The organism is Rhizobium sp. GR12 (genome assembly GCF_036596185.1).
In the GTDB taxonomy this organism is placed as follows: domain Bacteria; phylum Pseudomonadota; class Alphaproteobacteria; order Rhizobiales; family Rhizobiaceae; genus Agrobacterium; species Agrobacterium nepotum.
This window is the reverse complement of record NZ_JASXTH010000003.1, coordinates 344,866-363,808: the sequence shown is the minus strand read 5'-3', so window position 1 is coordinate 363,808 and position 18,943 is coordinate 344,866. Positions and strand designations below refer to the sequence as shown.

The following is an 18,943-nucleotide window of genomic DNA, read 5'->3' as shown; positions in this document are numbered from 1 at the left end:
GGGTCTCCATTCGGCGAAAGCCTCGGGCTCGCCGTCATTAAGGGTTGCTGGGAATAGTTTCTATATAGAGGATACTAACTGTATCCGTCAAGTATCTATTCCCATGCGACGTAATTTTTGTGTGATGCCGGGCGCATCCGCCGTGAACGGGGAACTCAGTGAAAGGAATATTAAGTGGTCATCGCGTCGTCCGAAGGTCGCGTACCGTAACGTTGGCGAGCCCATCGCCTGACAGGTGCCGTTCTAGCGCAGATTGGAATTTGTCGTGATGCTTGCGCACGACAGCTTCCTTTTGGGGGTCAAGTCCGAGAGTTTTTTCGTCGATCGTCCGATCTAGGATCACATACTCAACTTGAATATCGGGCGGTACCAGTGCGACGGTCACCTGCCTGTGAAGCGAATTCAAATGCCTATCATCGAAAATGACACTGGCTCCCGACTCCAGTACTTGCTGAACCTTCGTTTCCAGCTCCTGGCGAACTCGCTGAGAGGCACTATTTCCCATTGCCGAGGAAGAAACGATGGGAAGCCCCTGTGCGGTTGCCCAGGTGGTTTTGCCGCCAAGCGATGGACCGATGGTCAGGACCAGCTTTTGCCCGGTCCGGGGCCAACGCCAACCCGGAACAACCGGCGGGAAGCGCTCTGATAGTTGCTGCCACCAAATGTCGATGTCCCGCAGCCTAGACGGATCGAGGAGATGACCATGAGCCAAATTATTGCGAGCGCCTCTGAGCGCTTTCAACCCTGCCCGATCACTTTCTGATAGATGGCCTTGCAGCAACGTCTCGAGGTCATAGAATTCCAGCTCCCAGGGATCAACGGTCTCTCTTACAGAGGAGCCGAACATTCTTCGATAGGGGTGCTCAATACTGACAAGACGTGAGAGGCCCTGTTGATGCTTCGCAATGACGCCACGCCTTACGATGTCAAGGCAGGGTAGTATCGACTTCATTTGCGCCGCCCAAATGCGTCGCGGCAGTTCCCGATGATATCCATGCGCAAAAGCGGCAGCGATTTGCGGAACAGGAGCTGCGCCCCAAAGATCGACAAGACCGTTCTCCCATGATGGGAAGGGCCACGCACGAGATCGAGCAATGTCCGCAATGCGGTCATGTGGAAGAAGCTTGTCGTTTTCACTCCAAGCTTTGGATGCCTCAAGAATGTCACGCGACCAAGCAGCAATCTCAAGGACAGTACCAACAGCTACATTTTCAATGAGGGTACCTGAATGCAACAGACCTATAGCTCCGGCCCAGGCATAGGTATCAACCGCAGTTACGGCCCCTATCAGTTGTTGTCGTGGAAGATCGGCGGACAGCCGTAGCTTATCGTCATCGTTTAGTCCTGGGGGTGGCAGGACCAGCAGATAGGGTCCGCCATCGTGACCGATCCTCACTCGCTCGTAAAGCACGGCTCTGATCAATGCGCTCCATTGGCTGATAGCGCTAGAATCGAACCCCTCCACAACAAAAATCGAGTTTGAGAATTCGGGATAGGCCAAGAATTCGGCGATTGAACCGATCGAAATGCCGCTGGTCCCGTGCCCGCGGGCTAGCGAATGAACGATTGAAGCATCCTTAGCAAAGTCTGTCGCTCGGATGCGTATGGCGGAAAGAGCGAAATCGTGATCGGCGGCAAGGCCGATCGCGTCCAACAGCCCCTCTGGAAACGGCCGCGGACATTCCGCCAGCGCAATTCCCCGTTGCAGGAGGCTAGCCAGCAAATCGGAGATGAAACGTGCAGGCCCGGGGAGATTCCACCACTCCATGATAGGACCGTCTAAAGCTTTGACGTCAACATCACCTTAGCGATGCTATTCGTCGAAATAATTTGGCCGGATCCGCTGTTGGGATCGGCAGCCGTGATCGTCAATATCCCCATCAACAGACCAAAGCGCACGACCGACGATGCCGCAGGCTGGTCATCGAGTAACGACAACACCATTTCCGGCGTTTCGCCGTCCAATTCCGCGACTGTCTGGAAAGTATTGATGTATTCTGGCGGGACGCCAAAACCAGTCACAACGTCTTCCACGGTCAGAGAAGCCGACAGCTCCTGAAGTGATTTTGAGACCATCGTACTCGAAGACGCGGAAGCGAAAAGCGTTTGGCAAAGATCGTTCCAGCCGCCTGTCACGTCGAGTATTCGGTCTATAGTTTGCGGTTTCAAGCTATTGATCGTGTCCAGCTTCGCAGCGATGTAAGATCGCGACCACGGCTTCAATGTTTCGACCTGAACCCGTGGTGGCAGCTTCACCCCATAAGGAAATACTTGCGACCATGTATCTGCATGCCGAGCTCCACCAACAAACACAAGTCGAACGCGCCCGCGAATAACATTCGGTTGCTTGGCCGCGTCTCGAACCCAATCGGGTTTCCAATCTGTCAGGTGTGAGATGATGAGGACAAGTACCTGGTCATCCTGGCGAGCCCGCTTGATATCGCTTATCAGATCCGCGCGATCGCGCCAGCCTCTTGCCTCGACAACCAAGCGCGGATTATTGGTTCGCTTTAAGGCGAGATAAACATGCTCGACATTCGCGACTTGCGGCCCGAAAATGACGAAAGTGGCGGAAGGATCGATTTTTGCATCTAGTATCGCTGCTTCCTGGCCGTCGGTTAGCGGAGAAATCCGTGCTTCGCTGTCAGAGCGGCCGCCAACGGTGATCCGCGAACGCGCATTCTTAGGATCGAAATGATCTTCGGGTGTGCGCCCGTGGAAACTATAAATGCGCGCAAGAAGGTCTTCTTCATCGGTGACCATGAGATCGAGCAGCATCCTCGAGCGGAGTCCCCATTTGCCTGCCGATATCCGGCGAAGGATGCCGAAACCTTCCATCTCATCGAGGAGATAATCGATCTCTGCCGGGTCACTTCCCTTTGGGAAAGCCTCGGGCCAATATTTGATGGCACGTTCGGCCACCTCGCTGGTCGTCATGCCATCACCATCTATGCCTTCCCCAACATCAATCAGCGCGCGCTCCGCGATGATATAGGTTAGAAGTTCATATCGTTGCTCGATGTGTTTGATGGTTTTTTCAAAGCTTTCGTAGAGCTGCGCCCGTATGCGCTGATCTTTCAGCGCACGGTCCACCATCGCCGACGTGATGTTCCAGACCAGCTTGCCTGTGGATTTTTGATGGTCCTCAATGATGTCGAGCAGACCTTGGCAGAAGACCTGCAGAAGGATTGGGTAGTAGTTGGCAAAGCTCAAGATGCGCCAGACATCTTCTCGATTGGCAAATTCATAGCCAAGCGCCGCTAACGGGACGCGTACGAGTGCCTCGGCATCGCCGGCGTCGCCATTGACGAGAGGGCCGATCCGAACAGGATCGTTCGAAATTTGCGCAAGCGGCGAATTCTCGGCCTTGGTGATGCGCGAGACGTTGTGCAGCCCCGAGAGGATGAACTTGAACCGGTGATTGGTGTCGTTCATCAGGGAAATGAGTCGCAAGACGTGGTGATGCTGCGCCTCTTTTGCTTCCTGGCGGACAAAGTTGTCTGCCTCATCGAGCATGAGGAGAACTCTTCGACGACCATCAGCCTGCAGATAGTCCTTGATGCCTTGTTCGAAAGCCTCGGGCGTGAAAACAGCTTTTCCGACAAAGATGCCGCCGAGGACAGCAGACGCTTTTTCCCAAAGAGATTTGGAAGACGAATCCGCCAAGTCTATGTAGCCAAATTGCGCATTTGGCGGAGCTCGACGTGCAAGATGCCGGAGCAGAGCAGTTTTGCCGAGGCGACGTCCCCCATACACGATGTAAGATCCGAAGGGATCCATGATGCTTGCCAATTCTTTCGCACGCCCTTTGAACATTTCGGGCGGAACCTGCGAGCGCCCGTAGTCCTGATAGGGCTTCGCAACAGTCGAGGCTTGAGCAAGTTCGAACAACGCAAGACGCCGCTGCTCCGGCATCGTCAACACAGTTGCGAGAAGGATCTCATCGACGACGAGAAGTTTGCGACGGCGGCGAAGGCACTCGAGTTTCAGGCTATCGCGGCGGTCTGCTGGTAGGGATCCAAAGTACAGAACCAGTGTCCCCCGATTTTCTGCGCCTTCTGGTAGAGAAAGTAAGTCGCTGGTCGAAACTGAGTTGTAAGCGGCGGCGATCTGCCACGAGCCTGACGTCATGCTACCGAAATCTGGCAAGATAAGCGATGAGACGTCAAACGGCAGGTTCATCGTCGCGTCGATGACGAGAAGTTGCCGGTCGTCGCTCTTGGTTTTATTGATCTCTACGAGCTGGCAGTCATATGCAATTTGGCTAAGGAGCGCCAAAAGATTCGCCGACAGTTGAGGGCTTCCAACCCCAGATTTCATCTGCCGTTTGAAGTGCTGCCACGATTTAAGAATTTCATTTGCTTCGTCCCGCTGCTCGTAGCCAAGCCTTGAAATGCCGAAGACACCATCGTCAGTCCCAGCTGCAAGACTTTGGCCGAGCTGAACGAGATCGGCTCCCTTGATACTGCCGAGGATTGAGCGGAAGCGCGCGAGGTCCTTATTCGCAACGCCAGCCTCTAAAATTGGTCGTCTTGTTTCGCCCGGTGCGAACATCGCAACCCAGTCAGAAAGGGTCGCGAGATCGTCAGACTCCAAGAGCTTTTGCAGGGTTTGGCCTTCCCCGTCGTTGATGTCGCCCGACGCAAAGAGTTCGGCTATCCGGTTTGCAAGTGCGGCCTTACCTTCATCCAAGAGTTTACGCGCCTGTTCTTCCAGGTCGATCAGGCGGGCGAAAGCCGCATTGACGTCGGTTACCCGCGCGCCTTCCACCTCCTCGGGCATGAAATCCCACGCAAGCTCGTCAACCGGTTTGTTTGTTATCACCGAACGAAGGCTCTCCTCGAGATCGGTGGCGCCCTTCAAACTGCCGAGTGCCATGCGGCGAACCTTCTGCAGCAGGGCGGCGACGCTTTCATACCGCGTGTTGAGCTGGCCGCGGCGGACGCTCTCGGCCGTTGCAACGCGCGCTTCAAGACCCTCAAACTCGGGTCCACTCACATCGAAGTATTTCCAGAACTGCAAAAGTGCGTTCGCCGCCAAGAACGCGTCCTCCTGGCATCGCTGCTCCACCGTCTGCCTGAACTCCATGTCTTTGGTATGGCGGAGCCGGGGGAGGTCGCAGTCCGTGATTGCTTTGATGAGCTTCGGACTATCTGCAGGGGAGGGGATCCAGGCGTGACTCCATGTCATTTTCGGCAGCCAAAACAGCGGGACATGGAGCGCAAGGTTGACCGCCGACCGATCGAAATCCGGCGTCTGACCGCCGCGCAGGACACTGGCTAGGCTTGACAGAACGTCGCTGGCATATTGATTTGCGCTGCGGATAAGGGGATCGTTTTCGTCCTTCGGCAGGTGAGCCGTAAAATGATCGACTCCTGCCACGAGACCGTCTATTAGACGCCGGACAAGAACCTTGCGCCCTGCTGTCGCCTGAAACTCGTCTGCCTGCCGTGTCGCATCGGTAAAGTCCTGGCACATAGAAGCGAGATCGGAGAGAAATGCGACCAAGCGTTCTCGTGCGGCACCATCGATAACCTGCCCATGGCCCACAGTCTCGGCAAGTCTTTCCAGTGATTGCATGATCCGAGCGCGGTCGCCGAATTCGGCTGCGAACCTTGCGGCGCCAGCACTTGCTCGCGGCGTCTGCATGGCCATCATGAGTATATTGAGTTCGCCCTGGGAGGAGAACAATTCCTTCTTGACCTTTTGTCCTAAGGCGAATCGGAAGTTCGACGATTGGAAGGCCTTTATTTTCTCCAATATTCGCTGCCGGCGTTCTTCCAGATAGGACCGATCAGCCTTCGCGTCCCCAGCCGCTGCGATGTTTTGAAAGGTCAGCGGGAAATTGGATTTTCGGTTTTCCTCCAATACTTCGCGAATCCGAAAAAAGTCGGAACAACTGCTATTCGCTTGAAGAAGATCGATAATGACGAACGCATTGGTGCTTTCGGACACGTTGAACAAGGCGGTTGGGATCACGGCAGCGTAGAGCGCGACCTGCCGTGCTTTGTCCCTACTCGTCTCAGACGCAGCAATTTCGGAGGCGATAATCGCACATGCTTCCAGCGAGTCCTTAAAGCCCTCAGGCTCGTACTTTGAGCCGATCATTTCCTTACCGAGAGCGATGATCTTCAACTCGTCCGCGCTGAATGCAATATCCGTTGCCGGCATGATTTTTTCGCACGCACGGGCAAAATGATACCCAAGGCCCCATTCATGATGCGCGAAGAGATCGGAGGCCTTGGATTTGATGTCGGCCACGAACGGATCGATTGCAGGCTCTTCAAACGCCTCGGCAATCTCGGGTGAAGGTATCTCGAAAGGGTTGTCGTCTTCGTGAAGAAATGTAGCTACATCGGGGAGCTCAGCCCGGTCCGCAAAGGCATTGCTCTCGATTGAGCTATTTTTGACCTCGCCAGGGCGATCGCTATGGTCTTGCCCGTCGACACCGCCTGATCGCAACAAATCGACAACATCTTCGCAACGTTCGAAGGCAAGACGGGCCGAGTGCTCGATGGTCTCGAGGAGAGACTGGGCATGGAGGAGATACTGTTTTGGTGGAAGCGTCGACGGCGCCTGGTACTGCGCGTATGTCTCACCTACATGCTGCGCCGCCAACTGGGCGGTTTCGAACAAGCGTTCTGCTTCAAGCACGTTTTCGAGAGGCGCTTTGATTGGGATCAAAGCAACTGCATCGAACACGCGCTCGACCAAAAGCGCAAGATCATCCGCCAATAGTTCGAGTTCGACCAGGACGCCTCTCACCTCGTGGAGAGCCTCTTGCATCCGAGCGGTGAACTCTGCAGTCGGACGTTGTCCCCTAAACTGGCTGTAATGGCTGACGTGGCTCTCAAGTGAGCCGATAAGGGAACGGAGCTCTTCGACCAGATCTGAATCCGGCTCGCCCCCCTTGGCAGAAGACGCCAGATTGGAGATAGCTTCAAGATCGCTGGCCCACGCGTTCATCACGCGACTGGGGTCTTCTTCGACCAATTCTATGGCATTTTCGTCGAGCTGCATCGTCGCTTCGCCCTGCGACACCGATGGTGCCACTTCGCGGGAAAATGCGTCGTCGCCAGCTTTTGACTCTTGCGAGGAAGGAACACTGAGGCGTGCAAATTCCGAAGACGAACAGGACATCAGCGTTAGAATGTATTCCCGAAGATCCGGAAGAGCTTCTGCGACGTTGTACATCGACAGTGGCTTGTCGGGACTAGCAAGAGCGGACCATTCAAGAATGACCACAGCGGTCGCGATCTCGTCGCGGCCCTTCACGGCGAGGTCGGCCAGTTGCTGGCGCGTCGCTTCTTGGTTTGAAGAGGCAGCCGGCTTAACGCCAATGCTACGGCATGCTTCGACATACCTCGTAAAAAGCCGTTTGACCAAGGGACGTTTCCGTCCGTTGGAGGGCTCGATCTCTCGCAGAAATAGACGAAGAAAATAGGGGTATCGCGTGGCTTCAGGAAGAAGGCTGAAAACTTCATCCACTTCGGGCCGTTCGACCGGCCAGGCGAAGCCGGTTATGGTTTGAACGCGTGGCCCCCATTTTTCGTGGAACAGTCGAATTTGGCGATTGGAAATCGGTGTCCAATCTTGGAACCATGCGGCATCGATTCGTGAGGGCAACGCCAGTATAGGGCTGCGCAAAGTTTCGCGATCGACAACGGAATCAATTTTAACGCTAACGCCCACGCCCTACCTCCCCAGAAACCGGCTTACGATAGATCCATTTTGAGGTGTATGGCCAGATCAGGTCCCGACACGCGGCAAAGCGGACTTGAATTCTTCCCAGTTTTCCACGACTACCGGCTTCTCAGCAGGCCGATCTGCTGCGGAATTGACATCAAGTCTGAGCCGTTTTTGGAAATAGTAGAGCATTGCGTATCGGATAGCCATGCGAACTTTACCGTCGGTCATGGCGTAATCGAGGGCTACTGTTCGGCGTTGCGATTCCGACAGAGCGGGATTTGGGCAGAGGATGACCTCGAAAAAACTGTTCCAGTCCTTGTCATCAATATCGAGTCCCCCTGCCGGTCCCTCATTTCGTATGTCTTCACACCGTGACAGGATAAAATCTTTGTACGCCTCGTCCAAATGACAAAAAGCACGCACATGCCAGCGAAGGCCGTCACTTCCGAAAGCATGCGGCGTGATGCGGCGCCAGATGCTGTTGGTCCGATTAGAACTCATCGATTGGTAATAGATCTCGGCGGATTGCCGGCCTCTGATCAATCCAACCATGGCTTTTAGAACCGAGGGCTTGATTGAGCGGAACGGTATCGGCAAGGAATCTGCCGGTGGTGCATGAGATATCCAAGTTTCTTCAAGCCCGATTACATCATCTGCAAGCGATTTGAGCTGCGCAAGATATCGATTCGCACTTGGATTTAGAAATCTAGGTTTGAACGACGAGGTCGGGACGTATCGCTTCTCCCGCGTGTCGTAACGCAGATTCTCAGGTTCCATTTTCTGATAGAGCGATAAGTCGTTTGAAGCCTGAGGAACCGATACGCCAAATGTGTCTGTTATGTCGCCACGACGTATGCCGCCCTCCCAGAAACACCGAAACTCAATGAACTCCAATCGCTGTTCCGTTCCCCACCGCAAACCGCTGCTTTGTGCTTCCACTATATTCTCCAAACGAACTGGATTAGTATAAGAACTATACTGATTATCCGGACTTTTGCAACAAGGACAAAATGCCGGGCGCCCGGATGGCCATCGAATGTCAGGAATTCTGCCCGAGAAATGCGTTGGATAGCATAGGCGGAATCTCAGAGGCGAAGTGAGCCCGCTTGCTGCTGCCGGTGGGCCATCTCGTGTGCCTGCATCAATAAGAGGGTCGAAGGTTCGTTTCCGTTCAAGGCGTTCGTCACTTTCAAGAACGGCGATCGCGGCGTCCCTATTTTAGAAAATACGATGTAGACGGATGTTTCCTGGTTTCCCGCGGTTTGTCCGCTGGCGGTGAGGACGTCTGTCACTACCTCATTGGCTCGGTCCAATGTTTATGCTGGCAGACGAGCCGACCAGCGCAAAGGAGTAGGCGGTCGAACCACGTCTCCACGTCGCGGATATAAGTTCTATCGCGGCATTCTCCTGAAGATTGTCGGGCGCACCAAGCCACGCCGACATGGCGTCTAACAATCCGGCAGGTCTTGTCGTGGCATAGGCACACCCGCCAGCACCCGGTGGTCATATCGGCCCCCCCAGGCGACCGTGAGGGTGCCGGAGGCGAAGCGGTCGATACCCATTTCAAGTCTAATTGGGTCGCCTTAGTCTGGAGTGGGACGATCGTCGAGTGTGAAGTACATGAACGTCAGGTCCAGCCACTCACCGAACTTCATGCCAACCTGGCGGATCGGCTCAACACTGCCGAAGCCGAGCTTCTCGTGCAGCCGGATCGATGCAACGTTTCTGGATTCGATCCCCGCGATCATCACGTGCTTGCCAATCTCTCGGGCGTGTTTGATCAACGCCTTCATCAGCGCTTCGGCGATGCCTTTGCCCCGATGATCGATATGGACGTAGACGGAGTGCTCCACCGTGTGGCGGTATCCGTCGAATGCTCGCCAGTCGCCGAACGACGCATAGCCCATGACAGATCCGTCATCGTCGACGGCGACGAGAACGGGGTAGCCCAGTCGCGTCCGCTCGGCGAGCCAGGCCGCGCGGTTCGCCGCGTCAACGATGGAGTCGTTGAAGATCGCCGTCGTACTCACGACAGCATCGTTGTAGATCTCGGTAACCGTTTCCAGGTCGCCGGAGTGCGCGTTGCGAATGAACATGGAGAATCCGATCCGTCTACTATGGTGTAATAAAATCTAACATAGTAGACGATCGCATGCAAGCGCCATCAGGACACTTTCAGGACTGTGACCGCATAAGAACAGGGCTTCCTGGTGGCGTTCCGGAAGATGCAATCGGTTGGCGGACCAAGCTCGAGGCAATCGCCTTCCTTCATCTCATGCTTCACGTCGCCCTCGACGAAAACCAACTCCCCGGACAAAACCCACACGAGTTGACGCAGGAATGCGTAAGCCGACGCAGGCATGGGAACTTCCTTTCCGGGAGGAAGTGTCACATGGACAATGTCGAAAGGGAGGTCGGAACTCGGCGAAACATGCCTTCTGAGGTATCCGGTCTCCGGATCCTGCCACGTCGGCTGATCGTCCATGCGGAGGAGGCGGCCCTGCTTGATTTCGGCGCGGGCCAACAGAGTCGACATGCTCAACCCGAAAGCTCCAGACAGCTTGCCCAGAAGGTTTGCGGTCGGGCTGCTATCCCCTCGTTCGATCTTGTGGATCATGGCGCGTGAAACCGATGCCTTTTCCGCGAGGTCGCTGAGCGACCAGCCTCTGCTTTCACGTTCGGTGCGAAGGCGCGCTGCTATGCGCTTGTCCATGTCGATTTCGTTGCCCATCGTGCTACGATAGTAGACCGTTCAAGAATGGCAACGGGCGCCGAAGAAAATTCGACGCCCCGGGGGTTCATCATGCGGCCTGCTTGAGCAGCTTTACGAACGTGTCGGCTGAAATGACGGGGGCGAAGAAGTTGTTGATCCGCTCCATCGCAGCCTTTTCCTGCTCGGGCTTCTGGCATCCGCACGCATCGCCGATCACGATCGGAAGATAGCCGTTATCACGGGCGAGGCGTGCGTTGCCTTCGATGCACCAGTCCAGGTGGATACCTGTGAGGACGATCACCTCTACCTTCTTGCGGGAAAGTTCGAGGGGTAACTGTGTCCCAACGAAAGCTGTCTGCAGTGCACGCTCGTTGAACTCGTTGTCACCAGGACGGACCAGTGCACGGAGTTCGCCGACGAGTTCGGCGTCGCGAGCCTGCTCCTCCTTCGTCCAGCTCAAGCCCTTCGTCCAGGAGCCGAACTGTGCCCGGTCGAAATCGTTCATCGGATAATCCTGCCGGAAGACCTCGTACCCGATCCAATTGAACGAAACAAAGTTCTTCGCCTGCCGTGCTGCCTCGACGACCTTGACCGTTGCAGGCAAGCTGCCTCGTTCGCGATGTCCTTCGGCGGACTGGACGCCGCCCGGATCGTAGCAGGACTTGTTCTGGCTGACCGAGCAATATGCGGCCGGACGAGACAGGATTTCCACGAGGTTCAGTTCCTTCCACTGCGGCGCGAGTTCCGGGATTGCACTGATGCCGCCTACGTTTGAAGCAGTCTGCGCTGCCTTGGCCCTCGAAATGCCTACGGCAGCGGCAGCGAGGCCGAGACCTCCAAGCATACTGGTACGGCGAGATATTACAAAATTGTCCATGATATCCTCTCTGGTGTTGGCTTTGCCTTCCTCCGCGTTTGCGGAGACAAAGACACCTGCAAGCATCATGCCAACATCATACTATAGAGTAGCAATATAGTATTACGATGTATCGCTTCTCGGTAGACGTTATCGTAACGCAGGCAGGGCAGGCGACCTCATCACAAGTGGCGACTCGGGCGGTGTGGGGCCAGGCGCAATCCACCGCTTTGAACGAAACCCGGTGAGGACGTTGTTGAAGTCGAAGTCGACAGGTTAGGAGTGCTTAAATACACAATCATCAACGAGGCAGCTTAGAAGGCCGAGCGTTCATGATGCTTCGCCGCTCGGCTATCTTGCATTACTTCAGTTGGGCGAAGCTACCAGTTGTCGGCAGGTCTAGGATTTGCAAGATCACCATAATATGCAGACGGAAGTGCCTTCGCGAGGAACGAGAACTCCGAATGGCAATGGCGCATCAGTCCCAGTCCGATCTCGTCCGGGACAGCGTGGCCGCCCTTGTCGCTATCGAGACCAAGAACGAATCTGCTTCGCAGAACGAGGCCATCAGACGTGTCGCGTGTGACGTGCATCATCCGGCCGCCTATTGGAATTCCATACCCGTCAATCTCGACATCATCGCCAAAGCCAATTCCGGCGTAGAAAAGTGCGGATACGCCGCCCACCTGCTTTGCGCCATCGATGTCCTTGGCACTGAAGTATGTGGCTGGGTTTAGGAATTTGATGGTTGCTTTGACCGGAGGAACCTCTCCCAGCGACTCCGTCGCCGTGATCGTCGCGCCGATGTAGTTCTCACCTTTTTTCCAAAGCTCATCCCAACCGAAATGGCGCCTGTGATCAATCGGGTGCCACCAGCGAAGGTGCTCGTCGGTTTCAAAATATTTGAACCACCATTCCAGCATCGCTCCATTGCACCCTGGCATTACCGTTCTGCAGGCGACCGTGAGGGTGCCGGAGGCGAAGCGCTCAATCCCCATTTCCAGTCTAATCGGGTCGGCGTGCAGCAATGCGACAGGGATTGCCGCTTCCAGATCATGTTGCATTTCCAATCTCCTATATTTAGGAAACCACTAGCGTTTCCTAAATATGATCGGTATACCCTTCGAACGACGTTGGTCAAGGAGATCAAGATTTGGAAAAGCGAGCGAGAGGGCGTCCGGCCCGTGATCGGCTCGAGGTGGAACGCGAAATTCTCCAAGCCTCAACACAGCTGCTCTTTGACCAGGGATTTGCCAGGTTCAGCATCGATGCGGTGTCGCGTAGCGCAGGCGTTGCCAAAAAGACTGTTTACGCTATGGCGGCCAATCGTGAGGAACTGGTCGGGAAAATCGTAGCGTCCTGGACTGAGCAACTCCAAACCAGTGGAGACCACCAGCCAGGCGAGCCGCGTTGTGATCCGGGAAGCTTGCGGGAGCTACTGAGCAGGATTTACCGGATCGCCCTGTCCAAGGAAGCTGTCGCCCTTTTCCGTCTCATCTGTGCTGACAAGGAGGGTCGAGAACGGCTCGCAGAAATCTATAATCGAAACGGAGTTGAGCGGGGGGTGCTGGCCGTGGCGAACTGGCTGCGCGAGTCCCAGGCCGATGTCCCATCATTTGATGTCATCCGATCTGCCCGGATGATCCTTGCTGCTCTTGTTGCTGAGCCCTTGCGCAGGGCCGCTATCGGCCTTGAAACACCATGGAACGATACCGACGAGGAGGTCACCGCACGGGTTGGCGAATGCGTGGATTTCTACGCACGTATATTGTTTGAAGAGTTGGGCACGGCACCATAGCGACTCTGCGGCCCTTGAGGAAGAGGGTGCCGATCCCTTCGAGGCTGAGGACGATCTTCCCCGTACGTTCGATGATGGTTCCGAGACCGACGAGCCGGAGGAGAACGGGGACGCTTACGGGATCGCGGCGGAATAGCCGCTTCTATTTTTTCTCCGAATGAAGTCCCGCCGCCGATGGTCTCCATCGGCGGCGGTTCAGTTTCCAACACCCCTCAAAATTCAGGGAGAACCCGCATGTCTGCACATATCGCATTTCTGGCGCCGATCGGCTCCATCCTCAAATGGTCCGACGGCACACCTCGCCCGCCCGAACGGCATCGCAAAAAGCTGTCCGCCTGGAAGACCAGCAACAGCTCCGGCCGGCTGATCCGCAAGTAGGACGAGCGCGTCGCCAGCAACATCATCCTGTCGGCAAACATCACGCTGCATGAAGGTGACTATGGCGGCGACGGTGTCATCACCATTCGCATCCACCGCACGTTCTCGCTGGAAACCAGCCTGACCTTCAGCATTGTCGAACGTCCTGGCATCGGCAGTTGCCGCGTCTTCGACCGCCCCGGCGATCATGCCGAACTCGTCCATCTCGCAACGAACCGCGAGGCCGCGGAGGAATGGCTGTCGCGGCACGATTACCAGTTGGTGAATTCTGCCGATAACGATCAGCGCCACTAGGGGTCAGAACAAGAGCAGTCCGAAATCGTACGCTAAGGCCGAACGAAGCATGAACAATGCCATAGCTCGGATTTGGGGCGTTCGATCTCTGTGGATTGCCATCGACATGCGCCAGTTTTGATTTCTCTGTCCGGCCCGACTCGACAACGCCCAGCGCAGATTCGTCATGGATGGAGTCGAGCGATGGCAAAGCGCAAGCTTCTCAAAGATCAAGATTGTCGGAAGCTTATCGACATACCAGTCGACGAGGACAGCCTGATCCGACACTATTCGTTGTCATTGGCGGATAGCCTGGAGATCGAACTGCGGAAACGTAACCAAAACCAACTCGGCTTTGCCGTTCAGCTATGTCTGATGCGATACCAAGCTCGAGTGCTGGGGGCAGAGGAAACTCCGCCTCGCGCCATGCTTAAATATGTTGCTGATCAGATCGGCGCCGCCCCGGAAGCATTTTCGCTCTATGCACGCCGTGAAGAAACCCGTCGGGATCACACAGCACGGCTAATGATGTATCTGGATACGAGAAGCGCGACGCTGCAAGATCGCCGCGCTGCGCTATTGTCTGCAATTCAGGCGGCGGCGACGTCCGACGACGGTGCTGCGATAGTCAGTTCGATTGTCGCCGCGTTTCGTGAACGCGGCGCTCTTCTACCGGCGATCGACACGATCGAACGGATTGGCCTTGCCGGTCGTGCGATAGCTCGCCGTTGGGCAGAGACAACTCTGATTAAAGACATCCCGCTCGATACGCTCCGATCATTGGATCGGCTGTTAGAAGTGGATCCGTCGATCGGCCAGACGCGCTTTCATTGGCTACGCTCGGCGCCAGAAGCGCCAGGTGCGTCGAATCTGGTCGGGCTGACAGAGCGGATAGCCTTTCTGCGGCGGCTGGAGATCGATCCGACGTTGCAGGCGCGCATATCAGCAGGACGGTGGGACCAGATGATCCGGGAGGGTAACGCAACCCCCGGCCTGGCTTGCCAACGACTTCAATGCCAGCCGTCGCCACGCTCTATCGTGGCTCAAGTCATCAAGCTTTGCCAGAAGCTCACGGACGATGCGGTGACGATGTTCATCAAACCAATGGGTAAGTTGTTCTCACAAGCCAACAACCGAAAGAAGCAGCGGCAGATGGACTGCAGAGCGAACACCACCAAAGCGCTACGCATGTTTCTCGATACGATCACCGCGCTGCAGTCCGCCAACGACAATGGTCGGAATGCAATGGATGTTCTCGACCAAAGAGTCGGCTGGGGTCAACTGCTTCGGATGAAGCCTGAGCTCGAGTCGATGGTCGACGACAACGAGGCACCGCCGTTGACCGTAGCAGCCGAGCAATATGCGACCGTCCACAAATACACTGGTGCGTTTCTTCAGGCATTCACGTTCCGCTCGGCGCGTCGCCACGATCCGCTTCTCGCGGCAATTGCACTGCTTAAACGGCTTCATGCCGAGAAGCGACGGACGCTCCCCGATCGCGTCCCGTTCACCCACCTTAGCCAAACTGACCGGCGGCTCATCTTCGAACGGGAAAAACCTGATCGCCGTCTCTACGAGATCGCAACGCTCGCTGCTTTGCGAGACCGGCTTCGATCTGCGGAGATCTGGGTCGATGGCAGCCGATCTTTCCGGCCCATTGACGAGCATTTGATGCCGCGAACAACATTCATCACGTTGAAGGAGGAGGATTGTCTCGGATTGGGCGTCCAAGCTGATGGCGCGCAGTGGCTTGCCGAAGCGCGTCAGATGCTCGACTTCAACCTGAAGCGTCTGGCGCATAGAGCACGGTCTGGAAAGCTCGAAGGAGTTCGTCTTGAGGCCGGAAGCCTGATCATCACACCTACTGCCCGCGAAATCCCTGTGGCCGCCGAGGAATTGAATGCCGAGATCAGCGAAATGTATCCGCTGGTGGAGGTTCCCGACCTACTGAGAGAAGTGCATGAATGGACCGGCTTTGCAGATTTCTTCACGCATGTTCGCACCGGCGACGTACCGAAAAATGTTTCTGCCATGCTCGCGGGCGTACTGGCGGATGCGACCAATCTCGGGCCAAAGCGAATGGCGGGCGCATCCAAGGGGACTAGCGCTCACCAGATCGGGTGGATGCGCACATTCCACGCCCGATCGGAGACATACCGCACGGCTCAAGCGTGCATCACCGATGCCCACACCCAGCACCCGCATTCGCGCCTTTGGGGCAATGGCACAACGTCGTCGTCCGATGGCCAATTCTTCCGTACGAGCGACCGGGCTGCAAAGCGCGGCGACATCAATTTGCATTACGGTAGCGAGCCCGGATCAAAGTTTTATAGCCATCTGTCAGATCAGTACGGCTATTTCAGCATTTTGCCCATCAGTCCGACCGAAAGCGAGGCGGCCTATGTGCTCGACGGGCTCTTCGATCAGGACACGATCCTCGACATCCAGGAGCACTTTACCGACACGGGCGGTGCCAGTGATCATATCTTCGGGCTGTTCGCCCTGATAGGCAAGCGGTTCTCACCACGACTGCGTAATCTCAAAGACCGGAAGTTCCACACGTTCGACAAGTGCGATGCATATCCGGCGCTGTCGAACCACATCGGGGCGCCGATCAATGCCAATCTGATCCTCGACCATTGGGACGATCTGCTCCATCTTGCGGCGTCGATTACGACGCGGTCCGTGGTGCCGTCTACGATCCTGAAGAAGCTGTCTGCGTCTCCGAAGCAAAGCCATCTCGCGAAGGCGCTCCGCGAACTCGGTCGGATTGAACGTTCGCTCTTCATGATCGAATGGTACTCAAGCCCGGCACTACGGCGGAGATGCCAAGCGGGTCTCAACAAAGGCGAGGCCGCCCATAAGCTGAAGCGCGCTGTCTTTTTCCACGAGCGAGGCGAGATCCGTGATCGGTCGTTCGAAAGCCAGGCGTTCCGCGCATCAGGGCTCAATCTTGTCGTCAGTGCGATCGTGCACTGGAATACGGTCTATCTTGATCGCGCGGTCACACAGCTGAAACGAGCGGGGCGAGACATTCCCGATATTCAGTTGAAGCACATCTCGCCGCTGAGTTGGGAACATATCAACCTTACCGGCATCTACACCTGGGATGCGGAACATCAGATGCCGAACGGATTCCGAGCGCTCCGCCTTCCAGCTGGGCTGCGGCGGGTCGCATAAGTTCTCATTCCGTTCGCCCTTAGCGTACGATTTTGCACTGCTCTTGTTCCGACCCCTCGTAAGGTCGCCGAAGGTAATGTCGGCTTCGAACAGGTCTTCAACGCCGACAATAAACTCGGAGCCTTCCGCGACCTCGGAGTGACGCGCCACCTCGTCTTCAAACGATTTGTTGAAGTGGCTGTACATCGCCTTTGGCGAGACTTTTAGGACTCTTTGCGCGCGCACCGCGCCCTGTCGCTTTGCGACAAACGCTGCGCCGTAGAAGCCGCGTCCAAGCGATCGCTGGACCTCGAACTTGCCGATCGACTTGGGAACATCGAATAGGGGAAATCCATAAGTGTAGCCGCAATTCGGGCAGCGATCTTCCAGCGATTTAAGTTCTAGATCCGGCTTGGGGCAATTGAAGCAGCAAAAACGTCCGAGTTCAGGCAATTTCTTCTCCGGTCAAATTGGGCTTGACGATTCCGTTACGTCCTGCCCCGGAAGGAGTACTCAACCAAGTTTGTATGCGAATCGGATTGGTCGCCCCGGTCTGGCCTATCATGATTAGAGACCTTGCGAGTTCGAAGCAATCAGAGTGAGACGACTATAGGACGAATCAACAATCACCGGAGCCACTTATTGTAGCGGCGAGATACGCTGACGCTTAAAATAGAGCGCCGCCGACGCGCTGACAGTAACTTAGACGCAAGACTGATCCTGGCTCGGTCCGCTTCTTCATTCTTGCAGAAGTTGGGTATGCAACCACACACGTGATCGTGCCGCATGCCGCCGATTGACCTATGACGGAAGCAACTCAAAATTTCGTCCCCCGACCTAAAGATACTCCCTCCAGAAATCGATATCGTCTGCTTCAAGACCAAGACGGTGTCAACGCCGGAGTAAATTCAAGCAAATTGGCGGAGCAAAGCCAGGCGACTTGTGGCGCTCGCATGGGACCCGCGGTAGCGCGAAGCGCGAGCGGGGGCATGCGGGCGAGGCGATCGGGCAGCGCGCCGGAAAGACGCTCGGACCCAAGGTTCTGTCCATTCGTCAAAACGAAGATTGCTGGCTGAACCTGATCGTCAGCCCTTCCGGAAGACTGATTTCCAGAAGCCGTTCCATCTCGTTCCTTCTAAGCCTTTGCCGACGTTATCCATCCCCCGAACAATAACGTACAAGCTACCTGCAATCTGCAGAGCCGACTTTTGGTCGAGCGCGGAATAGTCGAAATTGGGAAGGAAAACAGCGATTGCACCAAAGACACCAAACGCGAATTCGGCGATACCATATGTTAGCCTAAAGCGTTCCCGTAGCCAAAATAATAAGACCCCAAGAACTGGTATCCCTACCACGGTCGCGACGGCTGGAAGGTATTTGGTAACCGCTACAAAATTCCAAGCGTAGTAAGCACCCGCTGCGGCGCAAACCACTGCCGCAATAACGCTCCGCCAGACATAAGCGTTATCCGCGGAGACGACTCTACGGACGGTCTCTTCGGTTTGTGGGTCCGGCGGTATCTCCCGAAGCAAGGCAATCACATCGACTGGGGATTGGGATTGAATGCCGATCTTTGTCAACGCTGCACGCAAAGGCTGGTCGGCAGTTACAACCTCGACCTTAGCCGCACTGCGATCGGCTAAATGTTTTGCAATCGCTGCGATTTCGATATCAGCCGTATCAAGTCGGAAGGAACTGTCTAGAAGCTCAGACGGCATAGGCGTTTCAGGGTCGAGACCAATCTGGCGTGCGCCTTTGGATATCAGTCGATTGATGATAGCCAACAACTCCTCGCGGCCACCTCGGTCTCGGCGGAAAAAAAGTTCTCGCAGGACCGGGGACGGAAACACGAGTCGTGGCGGCTCGACTCTCGCCATAATTTCTGGGTTACGGACAATGACATTGGTGTCGAGGACGTAGATGGTTTCGGTCTCTTGTGCGCGCATCGTCGTTTGCCTTATCGTTTGCTAGCGCAAAGAGCATTTGAAGCTTGAGCGTAACTGATGATTGCGGTGCGTTGCACTTCAGCCACCGCGCTGCTCGCGAGATCAAATATTATAAACATAAACAACCTCTT

10 protein-coding genes and 1 pseudogene are annotated in these 18,943 nt (G+C 55.7%); 3 read left to right on the top strand and 8 right to left on the bottom strand.

Translation table 11 applies throughout. The annotated features are described in order from the left end of the window. Positions 1-178: 178 nt before the first annotated feature. The 7 genes from QSK43_RS07580 to QSK43_RS07550 form a co-directional block, all read right to left on the bottom strand. A complete protein-coding gene (locus QSK43_RS07580; protein WP_332302915.1) occupies positions 179-1,654 on the bottom strand; it encodes a hypothetical protein in 1,476 nt (491 codons plus the stop codon). Between the two features lie 125 nt (positions 1,655-1,779). Further along, the gene (locus QSK43_RS07575; protein WP_332302914.1) at positions 1,780-7,692 is read right to left on the bottom strand and encodes an ATP-binding protein; all 5,913 of its coding nucleotides are present in this window, start codon (positions 7,690-7,692) and stop codon (positions 1,780-1,782) included. A gap of 57 nt (positions 7,693-7,749) precedes the next feature. Continuing rightward, complete coding sequence (locus QSK43_RS07570) at positions 7,750-8,628, bottom strand: WYL domain-containing protein (RefSeq protein ID WP_332302913.1); 879 nt, start codon at positions 8,626-8,628, stop codon at positions 7,750-7,752. Positions 8,629-9,272: 644 nt separating this feature from the next. Then, complete coding sequence (locus tag QSK43_RS07565) at positions 9,273-9,785, bottom strand: GNAT family N-acetyltransferase (RefSeq protein ID WP_332302912.1); 513 nt, start codon at positions 9,783-9,785, stop codon at positions 9,273-9,275. A 68-nt stretch (positions 9,786-9,853) separates the two neighbouring features. Next, positions 9,854-10,402, bottom strand: a complete 549-nt coding sequence (locus tag QSK43_RS07560) for a helix-turn-helix domain-containing protein (protein WP_332302911.1) — start codon at positions 10,400-10,402, stop codon at positions 9,854-9,856. Between the two features lie 88 nt (positions 10,403-10,490). After that, on the bottom strand, positions 10,491-11,348 hold the full coding sequence (locus tag QSK43_RS07555) for a cysteine hydrolase (protein ID WP_332302910.1): 858 nt from the start codon (positions 11,346-11,348) through the stop codon (positions 10,491-10,493). A 290-nt stretch (positions 11,349-11,638) separates the two neighbouring features. Further along, the gene (locus QSK43_RS07550) at positions 11,639-12,322 is read right to left on the bottom strand and encodes a DAPG hydrolase family protein (protein WP_332302909.1); all 684 of its coding nucleotides are present in this window, start codon (positions 12,320-12,322) and stop codon (positions 11,639-11,641) included. 89 nt (positions 12,323-12,411) lie between these two features. On the opposite strand from QSK43_RS07550, the gene QSK43_RS07545 reads away from it, so the two are divergent. The 3 genes and pseudogenes from QSK43_RS07545 to QSK43_RS07535 all read left to right on the top strand — a co-directional run bounded on the left by QSK43_RS07545 (position 12,412) and on the right by QSK43_RS07535 (position 16,887). Continuing rightward, positions 12,412-13,056, top strand: coding sequence for a TetR/AcrR family transcriptional regulator (locus QSK43_RS07545; RefSeq protein ID WP_332302908.1), 645 nt, complete (start codon positions 12,412-12,414; stop codon positions 13,054-13,056). 234 nt (positions 13,057-13,290) lie between these two features. Continuing rightward, positions 13,291-13,689, top strand: a pseudogene (locus tag QSK43_RS07540) (hypothetical protein); the annotation flags it as partial. Positions 13,690-13,911: 222 nt separating this feature from the next. Next, positions 13,912-16,887 (top strand): Tn3 family transposase, encoded by a 2,976-nt coding sequence (locus QSK43_RS07535; protein ID WP_332302907.1) that lies wholly within the window; start codon positions 13,912-13,914, stop codon positions 16,885-16,887. A 1,064-nt stretch (positions 16,888-17,951) separates the two neighbouring features. Here the strand turns inward: QSK43_RS07535 and QSK43_RS07530 are convergent. After that, positions 17,952-18,812 (bottom strand): PIN domain-containing protein, encoded by an 861-nt coding sequence (locus QSK43_RS07530; RefSeq protein WP_332302906.1) that lies wholly within the window; start codon positions 18,810-18,812, stop codon positions 17,952-17,954. Positions 18,813-18,943: the final 131 nt, after the last annotated feature.